Origin of the sequence: Muricauda sp. SCSIO 64092, from assembly GCF_023016285.1 — a bacterium.
Lineage (GTDB): Bacteria > Bacteroidota > Bacteroidia > Flavobacteriales > Flavobacteriaceae > Croceivirga.
This window is the reverse complement of record NZ_CP095413.1, coordinates 3,613,550-3,634,930: the sequence shown is the minus strand read 5'-3', so window position 1 is coordinate 3,634,930 and position 21,381 is coordinate 3,613,550. Positions and strand designations below refer to the sequence as shown.

Here is a 21,381-nt window from a genome sequence, read left to right as displayed (position 1 = left end):
TCAAGGCCTCGAAGAAAATTTAGAAAGTAAAAATTGTTCTTAATGGTAGCACAGGGGTGTTTCAACAGGCCCTACCTAACATCTCAATGGACTTCTCGACGACCAGGTCACACAAAAAATAGAACTTGCTTTATCTTGACTCTTGGTTCCCGTTTGGTTTGACCAACTGTAGGTAACACCCGAGGCAGCACCCCGGGGAATCCTTATAGGACTGGAATAGTTTATGACCATTGGTCTTCCGTTTCCAATATATTGAACTGGGGTTCAGGTGCTATTTGCCAGAGACATAGGAGTTCCAATCCTTTTCCTTGTAGATATTATCCCCAAAATAACGTGCAAGCTGTAGAAAGGGCCCTACCTTTTTATATCCGGGAACAGGGGAAAGCACATTCAGTTCCTCATCGAGGAAAACTACGGTAGGATAGCTCATTTCACCCCTTAAGAGGGTAGCGGCCAACTCATGGTAGCCTTTTCTTCCCGAAGGGACATAGGTAAACGTCTTTCCTTGAAATTCTATGGGGTCCTTCCCCTCGGCATCAAGCTTTACCATATAAAAATGCTCCTGCATATAGGCCACCACCTCAGGGTTTTGAAAGGTATCCTTGTCCATTTTTTTGCACCAACCGCACCAATCCGTGTACACGTCTACGAACGTTTTTTTGGGCAGGGCCTCTGTCTGGGCCAATGTTACGGCTTCCTGCCAGGTCATCCATTGCACATTTTGTGCATGGGACCGGAATCCTAAAAAAAAGAAAAGAACCAGCCCTATCTTGGCAGCGGAGGTAAAAATTGCATGCATTGTTTTCTATTTTTGGGGATTGGGCCAAAGGACCAAATCCTAATTAAGTAAACTATCCTGGAATGGTTGTCCATGGCTATTGAAACTGATGACCATTTTCTGAAATTTCGCGGTACGACCTGCGCTATCCCAGTTCAAAGGTTGTAATGCCATAGACCTTATCCATTCGTATTTCCGGGAATTCCCCGTAATACATTCTAGCGCATTCAAAAACATAATTGGCCTTGTATTTGTTCACCAAGCCAACTGCTCCCCCATTCGGTACCGGAATATCAAGGTACACCGGTTTTCCCCGAGCCGAGTTTAAACACGCTTTATATAATTCTTCAGCAATGCTATCATTATCTGCAAACAAGGGTCCTATTTTACATCCGGAATTGACCTCCCGAATCACCGCATACCCCTTGATTTCATTCGTTCTTGAAAATTTAAAGGACTTGCTATCGGGAATCACCAACCAGTTCTTTAAAAATTCCCTCCTTCCATAGCCAAAGCATTCCGTATCATAATCGACCAATTTTTCAAAATCCTTGGTTTCAATCGGGGATATGGCACTATCAACGGCCATCTTTTGGCCCATACATTCATATCTTTCATCCCTAAAGGCGATGTTGAAGCCCCCTTTTTCATAAAAAGATTGCATTTCCACCACACCATCCATACCTATGGTTGCGCCATTCTTGAGTCTTCCCTTGAGAAGGTCCCTTCTTAAGTACCACAGTTTTCTTCCAATTCCCAGACCTCGGAATTTGGGATGGACAATGAACAATCCCATAAATCCAAACTCCCGATTATACGAAACCACTGCCCCTCCAGCAATTAATTTATTCTCAAGGAAGTATCCGTAATATCCATCCGGGTCGGTTTTCCAAAACACATCGAAATCATTTTTCCCGGGATTCCATCCCTCGTTTTTTGCCCAACCCACCAAGGTCTTCAGGTCGCCCTTGTTGAGTTTTTGCAATGCCAAGTTTTCCAAATTTATCATCTGTACCAGGATGGTTTACGCCTACTGCCGTTTAGGCCACAACTTATAGGGGATATCAAAGATTTGGTCATGCACCAAAAATGGTGGCAAATCGATGTAGTTTGTCATCGTTTTATTGCTCCGTTGTAACGATACCACTATCGGGCGTGGGCGGTTGCGCCAACTGGCACCAAATCCCGAACGTTTGTTCCCGACCGCAAATTCACAGGGGTTTTGAAAAGCAGGACGGACCGTGCAATTATGCGTGGTCATCATTATATGTGTACTAAAATTCATATTGCAAGCAGATATTCCCGGAATAGGTATTTACCAAAGCATTCAAATTCATATTGGAATTTATTCCAATTCCAATATGCCTTCCCGTGTAAAAAATCAGTTTTGCCCTTAAGGGAACGCCAATGGTCGATTCATTATTCGAAACAAAATCCGTTAAATTGCTTTTATAAGAATACCTAAAATGTCCCAGTCCTGCATGCCATTCCAATTTTAGCCATGCATTTAAGCCTAATTGCCTACCATAGGTTAGGTTTAATTCCGTATACTTTTCTTCTGCATCAACCAAATCCAATTCCGAGCCATCACTCAAATAGAGCGAAAAAACATGTTGGTCCAGCATCATGGACAAATCCAAACTTACCGTAAATCCCCCTATGGAGGTTTCTGATGATGACCCCATAAAACCTGCACCTATACTGAAAGACTTCAGCTTTAATTCACGGTCCTGTGCAAAAAGGAACGTCAAACTTGAACAGATCAATAGTATGGTCATCACGTTTGAAGTCCGCGTATTCATAGTTTTCAGTTATCACTTGGGGTTATGGAAGCAAAGCATGTTATACTGGATAATGCGCTATATCAATAAAACCCGTTTTCCCCTTTTTTGCATCTGTAACAGTTCCAGCCGTGGTGCTTTCCGTCCCAGGGAATTATAGGAAGCGAAAGGTCCATTTTAGCCCTGACATTGAAGTTGGCCCCTATAAGTTGCCCTTGTATTCCACGGTCAATTTTTCTTTCTTTTTAGAAACCCACATGACCATTGCCCTTGATCACTCAAGGATTTGATTCCCTAAACATGGGCAAATCCAGGGCCATAAAAAACTGAACTGTAATAAATGGACATAGTTGGAAATAAGTGGGGTAATCATGGGCATCACATTCATGTTGACCTGGCCATTTTAATTCTTTTTGCCCAGTTAATCTGTTCAAAGATTCCTGTATAGGGTTATCTTCTGGGAGTTTGGCGGCAGGTCCACTATCGAAGATTGATTGGCATTGGAAAGGTTGGTAGTCGTTCCTAAGATAGGAACTGTTTTAAGGACGTCCCCCAGTGCATTTGAGCCGGTCCGATCAAGGTTGCGGCTTTTGATTTTATCGGGTTTGATTTTGGAAGATTGTGGATGGTATCCTTTTCACATTTCCGGTCTGGCAACGTCCTTTTTCCATAAGGGATTTTCACCAATTGGCAGCAACCCCACACTTATTTTTTCAGCGCAACACTTATGCATCCCTTCTTGCTCCCTTTGCAACCGTTAATTAGTTTCACACTTTCAAATTCTTCGGACTGCCTGTCCAATTCAAGTTCATCGTACCAAGGCAATCTGAGGTTCCTTTTATTAAGGATTTGAATTAGGTGTTTACGGGGGAGGATTCATTTTTTCACAGGAATGGTTAGAATCCTCCCCATTTTAAAGGACTTTCCTGGAATTAAAATTACCACACACTTATTGCCCAGAAAACACACTTGTGCATTGGCTTTTGTTACCCTTCTGGTCTTTGTATAATTTTCGAATTATTCAGGCCAAGGGCACCTATTTAATTTAAATTACAATGTAACAAGGGCTGTTGGGTCCCTTGGCTGAATTAAGGTTATAATTTGGTTGGGAGGATTCTTTTTTAGCGATTACTGGGATTGGAATCCTCCTTTTTCCAATTTCCAACGTTTTCTGCCCCGAATCACTTTACACTTATATGCTCAACGGCCCATTTGTTCTTTTCAAGGGTCCATTTATGAAGCAGTCTTTGTAGCTCTTCCGACCCTGACGTATTTTTAGGCTGTCCCGTTTCTGGGTTAGCACATCTTTAACATAGTATATGATTTTGTATCACAGATTGGGATTACTTGGTTTGACCAGTTTTCGTTTAGGGGGGGATAGTATGATATCGTTCTGCCATTGTCCCTGATCGTGCTTTTTAAAGGATCAACCCAGTACTGGTTTTTAGTTAAACGTAGTTTGTTCTTAACATTTTAATGCTTATGAAACACCTTTTTTTAATTATCATATCATTTTTTTCCTTGGCAGGTCATTCGCAGCAATGGACTTTTGGACAGGGAATTACCACAGAATATTCCTATGGTGTTCCGGATGGACGGGAGTTTGCCGAACACTATGGGACGTATTGGGTATCGCAGGCACAAATGGATTGTACAGATAGTATCCCCTTTCCCACTGAAGCTTGTGCATTGCCTGAAAAGTTCAATAAACCTGCAAAGGCAACACCGCTATGTACCACATTCAATAGGAAGCATTTTCCAGGATTACATGCATATGTAGGCTGCGAAGCCATGGACAAAAAGAAAAATTCAGTCAACTGATCCGTTGCTTGGAACATTGCAATGACATTTACTAAAACCCTCCTAAAATGAAGTATACATCAAGGTTGGATGGAATGGATTTGCAAACGATAGCCTAGGATTCAATCAACAACAGTGAACAATGTCAAATAAAGATTTCTGTTCGGACGGCTACTCCAGCATTCTCGAAAATTTGAGGGACAATGAATACTTGATTCAAGAAGACGTAGATGTGCTCATCAAAGATGCATTCGAGAAAAAAACAATTGTTTTGACGAACATTAGTGAGGAAAAAGCCGAAATAGTTCGAAGGGCCCTTTTAGAAAACAGTAAACGAAGAAAATTCGAATAAGGAACTACCGTTTTGAAGAAATTTGCAGCAAACGGTAATACTCATATGTTGGCCACGTTCTTGCTTACCCCAAATGGGGTCAATGGGTGGAATAAAAAGTTAGGACCAGTGGACCGTACTTTCCCAATAAACGGATTTTTGATCCTACGGTTTGGGACCGTTTTCGTTTGGCAAAATACAGCGATAATACCAAGGAAACCGTTTCCCATGCCAAAGCGCTTATAAGTGAAAATCTCAAAGAACAACGGTATACCGGAAATATTCCATTCCCTGCAGGGAGAGGGAAAATCGATTGGTAGGCCCTCCATATTCATTAGAACCAGTTTGTGCAATCTTCATTGTATTTGGTGTGATACCGATTACACCTGGAATTGGAAGAATACCAATTTTAAACATAAAAGTGACAGCAAGGAGGGCTATTCAAAATTTAGCAAAGAAAACCAAATTATAGAATTGGATACTTCTGAAATTGTTTCCATTGTTTTAGGGTTCAACTGTAACAGTATTGTCCTAACCGGTGGAGAACCTTTGATCCAGCAATTTGGTCTTGTGAAAGTGATGCAGGTTTTGAGGGAGAAGTCAATGGATTATCATTTTGAAGTGGAAACAAACGGGACAATTATGCCCACTAGGGAAGCTGACGCACTGATCGATCAATACAACGTTTCCCCAAAACTTAAAAACTCCTGTATCACGGAATCCCTAAGAATTAAACCGGAGCCACTGGGTTTTTTTAGTAAAAGTCCTAAGGCAAACTTTAAATTTGTAGTCTCCGACAAGGGCGATATTGAAGAAATCCTAGCACTTATGACTACCCATGGGATTGATCCGAATAGCATTTATTTGATGTCCGAAGGAACATCCATGGATGAACTGTCAGAAAAAAACAATTGGCTTGTGGAAATATGTAAAACGTATAATTTTCATTTTACCAATAGGCTCCATGTTTTTATTTGGGGATCAAAAAGGGGAATATGAGGTCATTGAGGTATTTATGGGATGATAACTCCATATTTGAACCTATTGAACCAAGTTCCTTGCTGCTTTCCCACCTACAAACTTAGCGCCGTTTTGGAAGTTCTGCCCATGTTACCTTTTCTAAGGTAATGCCTGCGATTTCAATTTATATTAGCATATCGTTCTAATGACTTTTTCTATACATATTTATACTACACTTATTTTTTCTATAAACCACTTATGCATTCGTTTTTGCCCATTCTTTAATTCCCATTTAGTTTTGGGCCATACAGCTTAGGGAATACCATTCTATTTAAGTTTAGTGTTTCATATTAGTTTAAGATGGTTCTACAATCTCAGATTGAAATCCCTAAGCTGGTGCTATGGTTGGTTTTAGGTTAGAAGAGGGTCCATGCACCGTGGAAGGACCGATGGTGCATGGACCCTCTTCTTCCTAAGACCTGCTTTCCATAGGAAATTACTCACACTTATCTTTTTAACAAACCGCTTATGCATCGGCCTTTGCCTCTCTCCTTACCCTTGCATAGTTTCGGGTTACCGGTTTAGGGTCAGTATTTCTTAGCTTAGAATTATTCCGTTCCCACGCAGTGGGTTCCCTAAGCCGGTATGATTTTGACATATGGGAGAATCCCGGTATCATGCAATAGTGCAAGTATGCCGGATTCTTCCTGCCAAAATCCAAACTATTGATCTCTGATATGAAAGAATGCCCAAATATTATAGGCCAACGGGTCAGGCGATTACGTACCGAGGTATACATCAAAACCCAGGAAGAATTTGTCGAAATGATCAATGGATATCTAAGCGGTAAGCAACTCTTGGATGATGTGGGGAAATTCACCCAAAATACAATGGCCAGGCTGGAGACACTGGATGGCATCACTTCAAAAAAACTGTACCACTTTTTAAACTTTTTGTACGACACCAAACGGATAAATCCAGCCTGGGTCATACTAGAGCATAACGAGTCCCTCACCCCATATCTGAAGCCTCCTTTGGGGAATATCAATCCTTTTGATCTGCAAGCGGATATCAAGGAGTACCAGCGTCAAATAGACGAGTGTGTAGAGACCTTTATGCATTTTATGGGACTTAAGCTATAGCGGGTCATGCCCCTATGGAATGATTGGTACACAGCAGTCCCTTTTTACCAATTATTTCCCACTTATCTTTTCACCGACCCGCCTATGCAACTACCCTTGTCCCTCTTCCTATCCTGGTGTAATTTTGGGTTGCTCAGTAAGGGTTATCATGCTTTCAGCGTTTACTATGACTCTGTTGTCAAAGATTGGGGTTTCCTGGCTGGGCAGATTTTTCCATTTAGGGGAGAATTACGGTTTCGTTCTGCATTCGTACCGGATTCTCCCCTTTTTCAGGGATTCCCCTGCCAAAATTCAACTCGTCCACGCTTTTCTTCACGGAACACCCAAAAACCATGGTTCAAATGAGCGGGCAGTTTACAACCGATGTGCGTCTTTGCATGTAAACGGGAGTGCGTTATTTGATCAACGCCACTATCCTTAAGGGTGCCCCTGTTCCCCCTTTAATTTTCATGGGAAGTGCTATTATTTCAAATCCTCGACTTGGTAACTTATCGAGATTTGTTAAATTCTCAAAGGCCGGAATGTTCTGGGAAAGCAAAGTAACATGACTTTCGAAAAGCTCGGACTGACCGTAATCTATGCTTGGTGTATCAATTCCAATCGCATGTACATTCCGTTGTTCAACGATCCATTTGGCCGCCTCTGGTGAAAGTCCTGGAAAATGCAGTTCTTTAATTGCCAATATTCCGCGTGCGGCAGTTCCCATATACCTGACCCTATCTGGGTAGTAGCGCGCAAAGCCTGTTTGCAATAAAACAATGCTGCCTTTTGGAATTTTGGTTTTTTCCCTTGCTTCCCACTCCATTAGATCGTTTATGCTTATTAAATAATCAGGATTGTCAAGTGCTTTTGACGAGATATCGATTTTTATTGCTGGCCCAATTAACTTAGTGAGCGGTATTTCATCAACTGTTTGGCCTTTTTCCGCAAAATGAATGGGCGCATCTATATGTGTCCCTCCATGTTCGGCGGTACTAAAATTATTGGCGGAATAATAATATCCTTTGTCCGTGAATCCCTTAAAAACGGTATCCAATTGAAACAATCTTGCCGTAACCCAATATACCGTCTCATGGGAATAGGTGTGGGATAAATCGACTAATTTGCCCCCTAATACATTTTCATTTGAAGAACCATTGGTTTCCTTTGAAAAGTTTTGTTGTTCAATGCATGAAAAAAATAACAATAGTAGAATGGAAAGTAGTGGTTTGTTCATTTTAAAAAAATTATAACACCCCTATTGGGGTCATTGCCTTTCTTTATTTTAGCCTATAAAATTGATCATCCATTTGTTCCTAATTTTTAATTCCTTAGCCGTACCATTGGCGCTATGGAACCTATGGTAAATGTTCCCAAGGACTTGTCCAACTTAAAACATAGAGGGAATGGATACTATCTAAAATAGGGCAAAATATTTTTTCAAGCGTGTTACGTCCCTCAGATTCAATAGTTTTGGGTAAAATGGTCACACACCTGGATCCTACCAGAGTGTTAAAACAACTACTGTTTCCGTTGAAAAACCATCAAAGTCATGTCTTAGCTTTTGATGTACTTCCTGTAAAGGCAATTGTAACCGAAGTAGGAATCCGTACGTAAGAAAACCATCCCTTAATACTCTTGGAATTCAAATCTTTTGTTGCGGATAAAGAGTTCTTTAAAATGAAGACAAAAAATCGGCTATGGATGATACCCAAGACCAATCGCTATTTATCGATGCCAAACCATGCCTTCTTTTTCGCGATCCTTTCGAAACCTGAGTATGTGCGTTTCTATTTGGTAAAAAAGCTCTGTCTTTGGAAGATCAATGTCCAACATAACAATTTCCGGGAAATTGTGTTGCAACCACTTTACTTCAGTTGAATCGGTGCAGAGGATAAGATCAATTTGTTTATTCAAAAAAGGCAGCAGTTCATAAAGCCTATCTTTCCCGTATATAAAAAGGACGGCTATGGCAACGTTATTGGAAACCAAGTAATCCCCAATATTCTCTATTTTGGAAATTTCATGAATTACAAAGTCATAATCATATGCTTCTTTGGACTTAAGCATTTTTTTTCCATAGACTCCATGTGCCTTGAGTCCATCGTAAAAGAGGACGGTCCCTTTTTTTTGCAGCTTGGTCGAAACCATAGGCTTAAACATTTAATGAAGTATTAAAAACCAAAAATCCTACCCATCATTGTTCATAAAAAACCTCCTTAGAACAAAAGCGGCCACCCCCAGAAAAAATAGCAAGGACAAAACCAATTCAAACTCAACCATAACAAACTATTTTAATAGGTTGTACTAAAGATATTTCCAGGCCACAAGAACTCTAAACCCTATGTAATAAGTGGTCTTATTTAAGAACCTTCGGTATAAATAATGGATTGGTCATTCACTTTGGTATTGCGCTCCCTATTTGAAAAGGAAACGTGGGCATGAAAACCATTAGACCGGAAAATGTTCCCATAATCCGATCCCCTGTTCCAAAAATCTTAGGGATACATTACTATTTTTGGGACGATACCATGATTGTTGGATTCCTTTCAAAAACAAAAAAAGACCAGGCAATTCACCTGGTCTTTCCAACCCATATAACACAACCCCACGTCGTGAAAAAGGTATTATACCTCGATACAGTCCAAAGTAGCGACAAAAAAACCAGAAAATAAATTCATAAGTAATAACTGGTCAGCATCAGGATTTAATCGATTTAAAGATGGATACAATCGATTCTTTACCTAAAAGAAAACGAGCATGCTGGAATTGTAATTTCAAGGGGAGCATGGACATGGTCATGTGATAGCCCCCACACTTTTTAAAATACGTCTATACCAGCTTTTTGTAGTGTTCCCGGAGTTATATCCGTATCCGTAATTATTGTATCGATATGATTTATTTCCGATAACATCATTGATCAGATAGGTCATGTTCGGCAGTTTTTGGCTCCGATTCAAATCTTGTGAGAATCCCAACAAGCGTTTATCGGTAAAACCCACACGTGTCAGGTATATTGTCACATCTGCGTATTTGGAAATCAAGAATGTATCGGTCACCAAAATAGTTGGTGCTGTGTCCACAATAATGTATTCAAATTCGTTTTTTACAGCGGCAATAAATCTTGCGAAAGCATTTCTGGACAACACTTCAGGAGCATTTGGTAGTATAATCCCCCCAAAACAAACCTTATGGTCCTTATTTTCATCGTACATTTCATGAACGCACTCCTGCCAATCCATTTCTGGATTATGCAAGTAATCGGCAAGCCCAGTAATGCTCTTATCCACGTTAAAGTAGGTATGAAGTTGTGGGTTTCTTAAATCAGATCCTATAAGTAGTACTTTCTTTTTCATCTTGGCATAGGCCAAGGAAAGGTTAAAAGCCGTAGTAGTTTTCCCCTCTCCTTGAATAGTGGAAGTGACATAGATGACCTGTCCTTCGGAGTTATCTTTTTTGGGCAGTAAATAGTTGATATTGACCGCTAAAATCATAAAAGACTCCGCCAACATGGAACCGTCATTGAATTCCCCGAACTTCTTTTTCCCTTCAATGTATGGGACTTCTCCCAGGATCGGTATCCCTGGGGCAATCTTCTCCAAATCCAATCTATCATTTATCTTGGTATTCAAAAACGTTCTTATGAACACCATTGCCAATGGGATTATGGCCCCACAAAAAGCTGAAATTGCCATCACAATTTTTTTGTTCGGCGAAACGGGCTCTATACTGGTCAAACCATAGTCCACTATTTTAATGGAGGGCTCGGTTATTGCGAGATTGATGGCCGCCTCCTCGCGCTTTTGCAAAAGCAACAAAAACAGTTTTTCCTTTAAATCCTGTCGCCGTTCTATGGCCCGCAACACTTTTTCCTTTTCTGGAATCTGCGAGAACATCAAATTGGAATGGTCCTTTTCCTGATTCAGTTTTGTTAGCGACACTTCCAATTGCCCCTGATACGTATTTAGGGTAGTCACAATATTTAACTTCACCTTTCCCAACTGTTCAGATAGTATGACAAGCAATGGATTATTGTCCCCAGCACTGGCAATAAGTTCTTCTCGTTTTAGTACTAATCGATTGTATTCGGAAATAAGGGTATTAATGGAACTATCCCCTAAACCAAGATTGACGGGCAATAAATTGTGGACGCCCTTATCGCTGATTGTCTTTTTTAGGAGCCCACAAAGCGAGATTTGGGTCTGGGTACGAAAAACTTCATTGTCCGCGGCGTTCATTTTTTGTAATATCAATTCAGCGTCCGCCGTAATATGGGAGAGATCATTGGATTGCTTGAATTCCTTTTTTTGAATTTCAATGGAGTCCAATTCCCTGGACAGGTAAAAAAGTCTTTCATCCATAAAATCCAAGGTACGCTTTGAGACCAATTGTCTGTCCAAAACACCATCTTGATTGAACTTCTCGATTATAGTGTTTAAAATGGCCTCACTTCGGTTTATGCTTTCCCCTACGAGGACCAAATACAAGATTTCACTGTGCGTATCGGTGGTCCTTACCTCCAATTCCCCGGAAAGTTCTATTACGGCTTCTTTAACAGGTTTTAGTACCACATGAAATTCCATATCCTGATACTTCTGGATCGGTTCTTTTTCCAACAGCTTAATCCCAAAAGGAAGACCTGGTACGGACTTCATGGAATAATGGCCATCAATAGTGAAAACATCACCTTTTCCATCAATCACGGTGAACCCAAAAGGCTCTATTCGTATCCTGTATTGCTTCTCCCTTTCCTCATCAAACCCGGAAACATAATTGGTTACAGTAAATGGCGGCGGCCAAATCTCGGAAGACCTAAGGTTGGTTTTTTTATAATACCTAACATCCAAGTCCAATTCTTTTACTATTTGGGACAACAATCTGTATGATTTAAGAATTTCCATTTCGTTGCCCAGGCTGATTTTGGGATTGTTCCCCAAAAGGGACAGTGCATCCACGGATAGCCCCAGTTCTTTGGAATCGTCCATAATTTTAATCTTTGCTATGGACTTATAAGTGATCGGAACCATACCCAGGTAAAAAAAACCAATACATAGGCAGAGAACAATACTGGTCAAAAACCAGGGCCAATAGCGCTTACACTGGAAAAAGATATCTTTAAGGTCAATAAAATCCTCATCGCTATCGTAGTACGTTATATCCGGATTTTTCTTCATATCTATTTTAATGATTGGCCTTAACGATCGTTCAAAAAGTTTTGGAGCACTACACAGGCCTGGGATGGTCCTTTAATTCCAATGGAAAGGGAAAATTTATCCTGGTGCCCTACGAATAAAATCCCGTGGCCAACATTTTTCATTCCTTTACGATAAATCCTGACTTTTCCCCATAATTCTTTATCCCGCCAACATTTCGAATAAGAAGTCTTACCTGATTTTTTATACGTCTTTGAAGGCGGTGGCGGGCTATGGCCTCAATTTTTTCCATACCAATATGATTTTGCTTCAAAACAATATTGACCAATATGGAACCACTTTTTCTTTGTATAATCTGAAATTGCTTAACACTATCCGTAAAATCATCAAAAAGGGTAGTCAGAAATTCACTCGCCAAAACGGTTCCGTCCGGCAAAACGATACCATCTGAAATCCTACCTTTAACCCGGTCCAGGAGGGGTAAACCAATCCCATACGTACACATCGTCCGTAACCACCTTCCTATGTCACCATTCTCGTAACGAATCAAAGGAAAATGATATTCATCGAGATTGGTGAGGATGATCCTCCCATAATTGCCTTTTTCAACCGGTATGTCAAATTCATCCAAGATTTCCAGATTTACCGAATCTGAAAAAACGTGAAGTCCTTTTTTGTGAGGGCATTCAGCTGCTATAAAATTTATCTCACTACAACCATACTGATCGCAGACAGGCGCTCCAAAGGCAGCATTCATTTTGTCTTCCTGTTTTTTTGTAAGTGCGGCCGCAGTGGCCCATATCACTTTTGGAGGGGGAAACTTCAAATTATTGTCAATAATAAAATCTGCAATGGCATCCAAAGCCCCTACATCGCCACGGATCAATTTTGGCCTTATTCTTCCACATTTTTTTATGAAATCCTGAATTCCTTTTTTGTTGATTTGATTGGGGTCGAGCCAAATTGCCTTTTTGGGCCATCCCAAAACGTTTAAAACCAATTTTTCCCAACCCGTCCCAGGTACTCCTTGTTGAAGTGAAGCCACATTGTCCCATGGATTGATGCCCCACCAAGAGTACATTTGCCATTTTCGTATTTCGGCGGACCCAAATTTCCCCATCCCAACCTTCAAAGGTTCTCCAGAACTACCCTTTGTATAGGATACTTTTACTGATAAGGGATTTACCTTGGTCGAAACAAAATGGTCAAAATTGTTCATTAAATCATCGCGTGTCACAATAGGGACCTGATTAAAATGTTCTGGTCTGGCAATATCTTTTGGATGCAATCCAATGGTTTTGAATTTTTTGGTGTACCATGGCACATTGTCGTAAGCATACGCCAAAAGTCTCAAGGTCTTTCCCCATGTTATTTCATTAAGTTCGCTTGTAGGGAGTTGCTGTCTTGCCATGGCATTTTTATAGGCCGTTAGTGCCCCTTTTTTTACTATGGAATATCTAAGGAGGTATAGATAGGTGGCAAAATTCATCATCCCCTTATATTTACTGGGACGCAGCTGTTGCCCGCAACCATTTTTTCCTATTTTCTGAAGGGAAAATTCTTGAACTATCTGCTTTGAAGTTTTGCTCATTACTTCCTTTTTTAATCGTCCAATACCTGTTCAGGGGCTATATGAACTCCCCTTGGGGTAAGGGGACCAATACCCAATCGCTTCGGTTTTGACCGGTGCTGGCCAACAACCGCAATGTTTAAACAAATAATTAGGAGGGTACAGGACATCACTCCTTAGACCAATGATCTTGCAGTGTTGATTAGATGGGGAAATGCCTAAATCCTTTGGAACGGAGTTATGGACCACTTTTTGGGTAAAATGGATAGGGCCCACCTCCCGTATGATGCCCTTTTGTGAATGGGCTGGATCGTTTACCAAATGTTTTTGTCGTATTCCGGACAATGGTACCATTTGTTCCACTGGACCAGCAGACCGTACTACTTTATCTTTAGGAACCTATTAAGGGAGTTTAGCTTTCTTTTGGCAACGGGTATGGATTCGCCCACTTTTAATTCCAAATAATTTCCGCCCGCCTTGTTGATGTTTTGAACTTGCGTAAGGTTAACGATATAAGAGTGGTGCGTCCTAAAAAATGTTTTGGGACATAGCAGTTTTTCAAATTCCCCCAAATTTCTACTTGCCAATTTGGTCAGTCCACAACTCAACAGGAACCGGGTGTACCTCCCTTCCGCCTTTAAATAAACAATATGCCTTTTTTCTATGAGTTCAATCTTATCCATGGAGGGCAAGGCCAATATGTTTATATCCTCTTCTTCACCCTCCTTACTGTTTTCCAAAAACTGCCTGTTCTCTGCAAGCCTCATTTTTTGTTTTGCTTTATTGACCGCCAACAGCAAATCCTCCAGTTTCAAAGGTTTTAACAAATAAGCAATGACATCATAGGATATTGCTTTCAATGCGTATTTGTCCACATTGGAGGTTATTACAAAATTGGATTTTGTCCAAAGGTTTTCAATAATCTGAAAACCGCACCCATCCTTTAATTCAATCTCCAGGAACACGATATCCGGTTTAAGGGTATGGATCGAATCCATGGCCTTCTCAATGTCTTCGGTAAATCCGAGTATGTTGATTTCAGGAAAGTATTTTTGTAGCACAAATGCCAATCCTCCATACGAAACTTCATTTTCTACGATAAATGCCTTTAATTCTTGTATCATAGGTACTATTTATTTTATATTGGACAATCCTCCTTTTCAAATCCAAAACCCACGGTATAGCGGTAAAAACCGATCTTCCTAAAGAAATTATTCCTTATGGATTTTCTTGAATAAGAGCTTGTATTTTTACAAAACCTTCATTTTTTGCCAGATTGGAGAAATGGGACATGGGTGTTTTTTAACCGCCACGTTGGCCAATGATCTGTTTTCGGAATGATAAAAAAGTGATTGATGGTATTCGGTTGTTTTGTCCCTATATTCCAGTTCTTGCGTCATTATCCCCCAAAAAGGGTTTTACTATTTTGCATTGGAAAAAACAACGACCCTCAGAACAATTCAAGGCCTAATTTAAATTAGCCTTTATAGGGTTCCCTATATTTTAAGACACCGCTTCCCTGATCCGAACGTTTATGGCATATCCCAAACTTGGTAAAAGTAACCGCATGCGTTTCTTACCAATATGTTTAATAAATGCTTCCTGATTTTTAAAAACCCCATTGGAAATCGTTATCCTGTCCCCTGGAGACAAGTCTTCTACCTGCCATTGGTCAATTTCGTCGTTTTCATTCCATTTCTTTATGGCCCTGATTTCCTCATCACGCACCTCAGCTGGCTTTCCCAACCAAAAGAGATAATTCACAACACCGGGGACCTTAAACACCTGATTGCGCTGTTGTGCTTCCAAATGGACAAAGACGTAAGACTTGAACAAAGGGGTCGTTATCTTTTTTTTCCTATCGCTCCATTGACGTATTTCCTGCACAACAGGGCAATACACCGCTATGCCCATTTTTTTTAAAGCTTCTGCTACCCTTAGCTCCGTTCGTGGTTTGGTATATATGACCAACCAGGGCATAGCGGATTTTTTGTGTGTTATGTGATCAATTGAATCCAATTAAGATGATTTAAAATTAAATACGGTACATTATGCCAAAATGGAATTGATAATAATTGTTTACCAATTCATTCATTGGTCGTATCCCCAATTTTCCCATGCCTTTACATCCTACACCAACAGTTTCAGTAAACCAAAGCTGCAGCCCTCCGCCCACATTGTATGTGAATGCGATATCATCATTTAAATCGTAAAAGCCAAAACCTCCGGCCATATATAAATCCCACCTATTCCGATGTCTTTTGGCAAACAGATTATCAAAATAAAGCTTCCCATTGATGTCCACTCCAAAATATCCAAATTCCTCTTGTTGGGAAACTTCATTTAAAAGTTCTAGCTTATTTATTGATACCAGGGCTTCTAAAGAAAACCCCCTTGACAACTTCCGTTCCATACCAAAGAAAAATGGATTTTGTACATCCAAACGATCCAGACGATTTAGATTGAAATAGCTTCCTTCACTCCTGACGTCGTTGACAATGGCATTTACTCCAACCGAAATCAAATATTTTTCCTCCGTTTGCACGGATGGGCGGTTTGTATTATCAATAGCTGTCGAAAACAAATCTCTTTCTTCCGTTTGTGCGGTTAGATAGTACGTACTCATAAAAAACGTAATCATCAAAATTGATTTCCTCATTATTTCCAGGGTTCTGAATATTTTGAAGTCCTAAGCGTTTTGTTATCCGCAATTGACCCAAGGAATTCAGTTCACATCATTGAATGTGAGGGTTGCCTTATCTATAACCGTAACACTGGAAATGGCATCAACCAATACATCATAGGTCACGTCAACTGAATTTGTTTGGGGCAACGTTGGTGGTGTTTCCGATAATCCATATAAAGTGATGGTATATTCATGGCTTCCTGTGCCTTGCGAACAAGGGGAAGTATAGGAGACCGCGGTACCGTCCTTGTTTGCACCCATGAACCAATCGCCGTCGTCCGCTCCCCCATGCGGAATTTCAGTAATACTTGGATCAATACCCCAAAGCAATAGGTACGAGTTGATTTCCGAAGTATCATCGGGAAAAGGATAATGGTGCATGATTATGGCCAAACTGTTCACTCCTTCTGGTACATTGGACCAGGCCAGGGGTATGGAAGCTTCACTTCCATTAACTTTTTCCTCGCATTTATAATCATCCAAAAGCGCTCCATTTTCATCAACTGCAACACTGCTCAATGTAAAATCCGAGCTCCCACTGCCTTCACCTTGCCAGGCAAATCCCTGATACGTCTCTATGGTGCCGGCTCCATCCGCAGCCACATATTGAAAGGTATATAGACCGGTATCATCCCAATCGTAGTGTATTGTGGCGATATCGTTACCGTTTTCGTCTTGATACGCCAAAGTGTATGCATTTGTGCCGGTTGGACCAAAGGAAATGGACCCATTACTTAATGATGGCGCTGAAACTTGTCTTAACGGGGTGGATAGTGCTTGAGGCCATATTTGGTCTTCCGGGGCAGTTGTGTTTGGATCCAATGAAACCGTACCACGCATTTTGGGAATAAAATAGGGGTAATCGTCAATGGAATGGTATTGATAGGAACCATCATCATTAAATTTCCCAAAAAACTCGTCCAATTCATCGGTAGTTTTTCCATATACGGGAAAACCATCCAGAGCATAGGCAATTGGACTATTTGCCCCTACCGTAGCTTCCAGGTGCACCGGTGGAATATGGTAATGATAGTCATCTGCCCTTCCGGCATGTCCTCCCCACTCATCAAGCTCCCCTATAAGCTTTGTATCCTCTCCCCTGTTGTTGAGGGGATTGAATATGGGGATTCCGTTCACCGCAATGGCAATGGCCCCTTTCATGAAATGTTCACTTAGGGACAAAGGTTCATCTGCCAATACGGGTTGTATTGGGATTGCCCAACTATTATCCCCCGAATAGTCCTGGGGAATGGGAACCTGTCGATTCCAAGCCGTAATGCCCTCCATCATATTGTGTTCCGGAAAACCTGGGGAAGAAACGTAAAAGTAGGTGTCATCAAAACTAGTGACCACTCCCGTAAACTGTCCAAAATGGGAACCCATGTTTTCCATGTCGTTGGCAGGTACTGAAGGGAAATCATTTAAATTTCCGATATTCCTATCCTCACTGCAAGTAACAAACACCGATGAAACAAATAGCAAAGCAATAGCATTGACCGGAATTTTAAAAGACCTCGACCTTTTGGGCCGAATTATAAGGCAGATCAATAAAAGCATTCCAAGGGCAATGGAAAGGTAAAAGGGTAAATTCCTTTTATGGCCAAATAACTTCTCCGATGGGTTTTGAAGATTTAAGGATGCTATTCCGCTATGTCTTTCAAGAACATGGTTTTGGTCTTTAAAAGCTAATGAAGAGAAGGGATATTTGAGAATTTCGCCTTCCCTGTTCTCAAAAAATACCATATCGTTCTTATACAATAAAAAGGAGGCTTGGAAAACGCTTCCTTGTTCCCCAACAATACTCCAATTTCTAAGTTCGGAGCCATGTCCTCCCGTATGGGCACATATAATTTGGCCAATACAACAAAAGATAAAGACTATTGCTATTTTGTTGATGTTCATAATTTTTTTTTTAAATGTCATGATGTCCCTTCAATGGTAGCTTTATACCATTGATACAATTGTTCTATTCCTTTGTTTAATTCCACCTTGTGTTTCCAACCAAGACTGTTCAATTTGGTAACGTCCGTAATTTTGCGGGAGGCACCATCCAATCCGGAGGTGTTAAAGACCAAACTGCCTTTAAAATCAAGTACCTGCGTAATTGTTTTTGCAAGTTTTGCAATGGAAATCTCCTTTCCGGTCCCAATATTGATGTGCGTATTGCGGATTTCTCCCGAATCATGGTCTGAAGTAGATTGGGGCAACATTTGCTTACCACCACTAGAGGTAATGTTAAAAGACCCCTTGAAACTTTCGTGCTCCATCAAAAAAACACAGGCATCCGCCATATCACCATTCCAAAGGAACTCCCTAAGAGGTTTGCCGTTTCCCCCTATTTCTACCTTTACACTTTTGTTGCTGTCCATCCTAATACCAAACTTTTCCATCATACCAATAATTTCCTTTTCATTGGCCTTTCCATTTATTCCTTCAATAGGGCGCCTATTTAAATCTGCCCTTATACTGTCCCAATCACAATTTTCCAACAACTTCCCCAAGTGTATTTTTCGAAGAAAGGCAGGCAATATCTGGCAGGTTTCCAGGTCAAAATTATCTTTGGGACCATAAAGATTGGTTGGCATGGCCGAGATGAAATTTGTACCATATTGTATGTTATAGCTTTCGCACATTTTTATGCCCGCAATTTTAGCGATAGCATAGGGTTCATGGGTATACTCAAGATTACCGGTCAGCAAGTATTCCTCTTTTATGGGTTGGTATGTTTTTTTTGGATAAATACAGGTACTTCCCAAAAAAAGCAGTTTTTTCACACTGTGGATATAGCTCTGGTGGATTACATTGTTCTGAATCATTAAATTTTCGTAAATGAAATTCGCACGGTGGTAATTACTGGCAAGAATCCCTCCAACCTTAGCCGCGGCAAGAAATACGTATTCAGGTCTTTCCCGTTTAAAAAAGGACGCCGTGGCAACGGAATCAACCAGGTTTAATCTCTTATGTTCCCGGGTAATCAGGTTTTCATAACCTTTGCCCCTTAAACTTTTCAAAATTGCCGAACCAACGAATCCACAATGTCCGGCCACATATATTTTTGAGGTTTTTTTCATGAGTACCAAGGCATGGTCCCTTGCCAGTTCTTTTTGGTATTTAATACATAATGGGTTTATTTCACGGCTCCGCCACTGTGAGTCCCATTATGAAGTGGGATTCATTTGAAAATCCGATGGGAACTGGTCGTTTCCAACACAATCAATTCCTTTTCTTCGACTTTTAATCCGTATCCTGAAAACCCCTACTCCCTTTATTGGCAAAAGGAATATTCAAAACCAGGATCCAATGACACCTATTGGGCAAGCGATGCGCTATTTTCATTGCAATCGCCACCCATGACATAGGAATGTCATTCCTTTTTTATGTTTCCTGCATGCTCATTAAAGTGACATGCAATGGCATCAAAGCTGTATTCAACCACATCGTCGACCTCATCTGATACACCTATTTTTCTTTCTCTTTTTGAAACCGTACATTTTTCCTCGAATGGCTTCAATCGCAGATTTGATATTTTTTGGATTTCCTTACGGATATTTTCCGCGTTTTCGATTTCCGTAATTAGATCAATGGCCGTGAGGATGGACTTTTTAAAGAAATTGTATTGAAAGTGGTATGTACCTGTCAAAATCATTTCTAAGTCCCATAACTGCGACAATTTCCTAAATCCCTGTTTTAATCGTAGGTCCTGAATAACCAGGACCAGATTTTCCTTAGTTGTGCAAGGATTGCCATTGACCTTTACTTTACGGGTAATGTAAAGTCTTTGTTTTATTCTTTTTGGGAGAAGGCCCCTTAAAGGCAGGGATTTGGAAATTGAGTTACCTTCCTCCACATAATCGAGTAATCCCTGTGCATCCAATTCCAAGCGTTTCAATGGAGTAGTTGTCCGATAGCGGATTTTTACCTCTTCGTCCATTCGCTTCAAACACCCTTCATCCAAGGCGTTAATGATTTCCATGGAGGTCAACAGCTGTTTTTCCAGAATCACTATGTTTCCTGCAAAGTATTCTTTAATGATATTCTTGGACAATCCGTCCTGCAATGCCCTGGCCTCACCATAGGACTTCTTAAGGTCGACCAACATTTTTTGAAGTTGCCCAAAATCGGTACAATCTATATAGGTACGCATAATAGTTTTAGGCTGCTTCTTGGACGGTCCCTTACTTCTTTTAAAAAAATGGACTCTTCCCAATACATATGCTGCCAGAATTTGGGTTAATGAATTAAACTCGGCCCACGGGGCCCTACCAACAAAACACCGGTAACAAGTGGCGAAATTTGATAATATGTGATATTTGTAGTTGTGATTCAAGAATGTGTCTTTTTTTTCGTTTATTACAGTTACCTCCCTAACATAATTACATCAAGCCCACTTATGTAATTCCTTACATTTAGAATGCTTTAGAATTATAGTGTTTTATTGAACTGCAAGTTATTCTCGAACCACTTATTCGGGAAATAAGAAAAAGCACGTAAAAAATACGTGCTAGTACGTATAGAATGAAAAAGAAGACCTGTTTTGTAGGAAAAAAGAAAGCTTTAGAGCTCCTGTATAACTTTCTGGTTGGTTATGGCCCAATGGGTCAAGGTATTGGTACTGTTCTCCAATGCCAACTTTGCAATAATATTGCTTCTGTGCTTTTCCACCGTTCGTACAGAAACACAAAGATGGTCGGCAATGTTGATATTTGATGCCTGTTTTGCAACAAGCTTTAAAATGGTAACTTCAGAAGACGTTAGTAGGGTCAATTTTTTCAATTCATCATTGGCGCTGTGCAGTGTGAGTGAATCCAATGAAGGGCTGAAATAGGTTTGGTTTTTGGCCACCGCATGGATACAACGTTCAATTTCGAAAAAAGAATCTTCTTTGAGCAGATACCCATTTATTTGAAGTGCTTTGGCCTGACACAGGTAACTCACCTCCTTATGAAAGGACAGGACAATGAAATTCGTGGGAATCCCTTTCTCCTTGGCCATTTTTACAACTTCAAAACCCGATAAAAAAGGCATATCAATATCTATCAATGCCAATGTTGGCCTGTACTGCAAAATAAGTTTCAAGGCGTTCATGCCGTCAGAGGCTTGTCCAACCACATTGTAATCATTGGCGATCAGTTCTTCATAAAGCCCCTTTAACAGCAAAGGATGGTCATCGGCTATTATTATGGAAACATCTTTCATACCTA

General features: G+C 40.5%; 18 protein-coding genes. 4 read left to right on the top strand and 14 right to left on the bottom strand.

What is annotated here, in order from left to right; translation table 11 throughout:
• Positions 1–271: 271 nt before the first annotated feature.
• From L0P88_RS15415 to L0P88_RS15405, 3 genes are all read right to left on the bottom strand, one after another.
• Positions 272–799, bottom strand: coding sequence for a thioredoxin family protein (locus tag L0P88_RS15415; RefSeq protein ID WP_247130827.1), 528 nt, complete (start codon positions 797–799; stop codon positions 272–274).
• A 124-nt stretch (positions 800–923) separates the two neighbouring features.
• Complete coding sequence (locus tag L0P88_RS15410) at positions 924–1,787, bottom strand: GNAT family N-acetyltransferase (RefSeq protein ID WP_247130826.1); 864 nt, start codon at positions 1,785–1,787, stop codon at positions 924–926.
• A gap of 265 nt (positions 1,788–2,052) precedes the next feature.
• On the bottom strand, positions 2,053–2,580 hold the full coding sequence (locus L0P88_RS15405; RefSeq protein ID WP_247130825.1) for a hypothetical protein: 528 nt from the start codon (positions 2,578–2,580) through the stop codon (positions 2,053–2,055).
• 1,461 nt (positions 2,581–4,041) lie between these two features.
• On the opposite strand from L0P88_RS15405, the gene L0P88_RS15400 reads away from it, so the two are divergent.
• From L0P88_RS15400 to L0P88_RS15385, 4 genes are all read left to right on the top strand, one after another.
• A complete protein-coding gene (locus L0P88_RS15400; RefSeq protein WP_247130824.1) occupies positions 4,042–4,380 on the top strand; it encodes a hypothetical protein in 339 nt (112 codons plus the stop codon).
• Between the two features lie 121 nt (positions 4,381–4,501).
• The gene (locus L0P88_RS15395; RefSeq protein ID WP_247130823.1) at positions 4,502–4,711 is read left to right on the top strand and encodes a hypothetical protein; all 210 of its coding nucleotides are present in this window, start codon (positions 4,502–4,504) and stop codon (positions 4,709–4,711) included.
• Positions 4,712–4,936: 225 nt separating this feature from the next.
• Positions 4,937–5,689, top strand: a complete 753-nt coding sequence (locus tag L0P88_RS15390) for a 7-carboxy-7-deazaguanine synthase QueE (RefSeq protein WP_247130822.1) — start codon at positions 4,937–4,939, stop codon at positions 5,687–5,689.
• Positions 5,690–6,387: 698 nt separating this feature from the next.
• A complete protein-coding gene (locus L0P88_RS15385) occupies positions 6,388–6,792 on the top strand; it encodes a hypothetical protein (protein ID WP_247130821.1) in 405 nt (134 codons plus the stop codon).
• A 394-nt stretch (positions 6,793–7,186) separates the two neighbouring features.
• Here the strand turns inward: L0P88_RS15385 and L0P88_RS15380 are convergent, their stop codons facing one another.
• The 11 genes from L0P88_RS15380 to L0P88_RS15330 all read right to left on the bottom strand — a co-directional run bounded on the left by L0P88_RS15380 (position 7,187) and on the right by L0P88_RS15330 (position 21,376).
• Positions 7,187–8,008, bottom strand: a complete 822-nt coding sequence (locus L0P88_RS15380; RefSeq protein ID WP_247130820.1) for a cyclase family protein — start codon at positions 8,006–8,008, stop codon at positions 7,187–7,189.
• Between the two features lie 491 nt (positions 8,009–8,499).
• Positions 8,500–8,922, bottom strand: a complete 423-nt coding sequence (locus L0P88_RS15375; RefSeq protein ID WP_247130819.1) for a hypothetical protein — start codon at positions 8,920–8,922, stop codon at positions 8,500–8,502.
• Between the two features lie 647 nt (positions 8,923–9,569).
• A complete protein-coding gene (locus L0P88_RS15370; RefSeq protein WP_247130818.1) occupies positions 9,570–11,945 on the bottom strand; it encodes a GumC family protein in 2,376 nt (791 codons plus the stop codon).
• 139 nt (positions 11,946–12,084) lie between these two features.
• Entirely contained in the window at positions 12,085–13,515 is a 1,431-nt protein-coding gene (locus L0P88_RS15365; RefSeq protein WP_247130817.1) for a phenylacetate--CoA ligase family protein, read from the bottom strand.
• A gap of 359 nt (positions 13,516–13,874) precedes the next feature.
• Entirely contained in the window at positions 13,875–14,618 is a 744-nt protein-coding gene (locus L0P88_RS15360; protein ID WP_247130816.1) for a LytR/AlgR family response regulator transcription factor, read from the bottom strand.
• Positions 14,619–14,997: 379 nt separating this feature from the next.
• Positions 14,998–15,474: a UpxY family transcription antiterminator gene (locus L0P88_RS15355; protein WP_247130815.1), complete on the bottom strand. Its 477-nt coding sequence runs from the start codon at positions 15,472–15,474 to the stop codon at positions 14,998–15,000.
• A 55-nt stretch (positions 15,475–15,529) separates the two neighbouring features.
• Complete coding sequence (locus tag L0P88_RS15350; RefSeq protein ID WP_247130814.1) at positions 15,530–16,153, bottom strand: hypothetical protein; 624 nt, start codon at positions 16,151–16,153, stop codon at positions 15,530–15,532.
• A gap of 66 nt (positions 16,154–16,219) precedes the next feature.
• The gene (locus tag L0P88_RS15345; protein ID WP_247130813.1) at positions 16,220–18,082 is read right to left on the bottom strand and encodes a YHYH protein; all 1,863 of its coding nucleotides are present in this window, start codon (positions 18,080–18,082) and stop codon (positions 16,220–16,222) included.
• A 17-nt stretch (positions 18,083–18,099) separates the two neighbouring features.
• Entirely contained in the window at positions 18,100–19,251 is a 1,152-nt protein-coding gene (locus tag L0P88_RS15340; RefSeq protein ID WP_247130812.1) for a GDP-L-fucose synthase family protein, read from the bottom strand.
• A 293-nt stretch (positions 19,252–19,544) separates the two neighbouring features.
• Complete coding sequence (locus L0P88_RS15335; protein WP_247130811.1) at positions 19,545–20,324, bottom strand: hypothetical protein; 780 nt, start codon at positions 20,322–20,324, stop codon at positions 19,545–19,547.
• Between the two features lie 410 nt (positions 20,325–20,734).
• Positions 20,735–21,376, bottom strand: a complete 642-nt coding sequence (locus L0P88_RS15330; protein ID WP_158779158.1) for a response regulator — start codon at positions 21,374–21,376, stop codon at positions 20,735–20,737.
• Between the last annotated feature and the right edge of the window lie 5 nt (positions 21,377–21,381).

Coding starts and splice junctions, on each gene's coding strand:
- L0P88_RS15335 (WP_247130811.1), bottom strand. CDS start 20,324: ATGCGTACCTATATAGATTGTACCGATTTTGGGCAACTTCAAAAAATG.
- L0P88_RS15410 (WP_247130826.1), bottom strand. CDS start 1,787: ATGATAAATTTGGAAAACTTGGCATTGCAAAAACTCAACAAGGGCGAC.
- L0P88_RS15355 (WP_247130815.1), bottom strand. CDS start 15,474: ATGCCCTGGTTGGTCATATATACCAAACCACGAACGGAGCTAAGGGTA.
- L0P88_RS15340 (WP_247130812.1), bottom strand. CDS start 19,251: ATGAAAAAAACCTCAAAAATATATGTGGCCGGACATTGTGGATTCGTT.
- L0P88_RS15380 (WP_247130820.1), bottom strand. CDS start 8,008: ATGAACAAACCACTACTTTCCATTCTACTATTGTTATTTTTTTCATGC.
- L0P88_RS15395 (WP_247130823.1), top strand. CDS start 4,502: ATGTCAAATAAAGATTTCTGTTCGGACGGCTACTCCAGCATTCTCGAA.
- L0P88_RS15330 (WP_158779158.1), bottom strand. CDS start 21,376: ATGAAAGATGTTTCCATAATAATAGCCGATGACCATCCTTTGCTGTTA.
- L0P88_RS15375 (WP_247130819.1), bottom strand. CDS start 8,922: ATGGTTTCGACCAAGCTGCAAAAAAAAGGGACCGTCCTCTTTTACGAT.
- L0P88_RS15365 (WP_247130817.1), bottom strand. CDS start 13,515: ATGAGCAAAACTTCAAAGCAGATAGTTCAAGAATTTTCCCTTCAGAAA.
- L0P88_RS15370 (WP_247130818.1), bottom strand. CDS start 11,945: ATGAAGAAAAATCCGGATATAACGTACTACGATAGCGATGAGGATTTT.
- L0P88_RS15345 (WP_247130813.1), bottom strand. CDS start 18,082: ATGAACATCAACAAAATAGCAATAGTCTTTATCTTTTGTTGTATTGGC.
- L0P88_RS15360 (WP_247130816.1), bottom strand. CDS start 14,618: ATGATACAAGAATTAAAGGCATTTATCGTAGAAAATGAAGTTTCGTAT.
- L0P88_RS15405 (WP_247130825.1), bottom strand. CDS start 2,580: ATGAATACGCGGACTTCAAACGTGATGACCATACTATTGATCTGTTCA.
- L0P88_RS15415 (WP_247130827.1), bottom strand. CDS start 799: ATGCATGCAATTTTTACCTCCGCTGCCAAGATAGGGCTGGTTCTTTTC.
- L0P88_RS15350 (WP_247130814.1), bottom strand. CDS start 16,153: ATGAGGAAATCAATTTTGATGATTACGTTTTTTATGAGTACGTACTAT.
- L0P88_RS15400 (WP_247130824.1), top strand. CDS start 4,042: ATGAAACACCTTTTTTTAATTATCATATCATTTTTTTCCTTGGCAGGT.
- L0P88_RS15385 (WP_247130821.1), top strand. CDS start 6,388: ATGAAAGAATGCCCAAATATTATAGGCCAACGGGTCAGGCGATTACGT.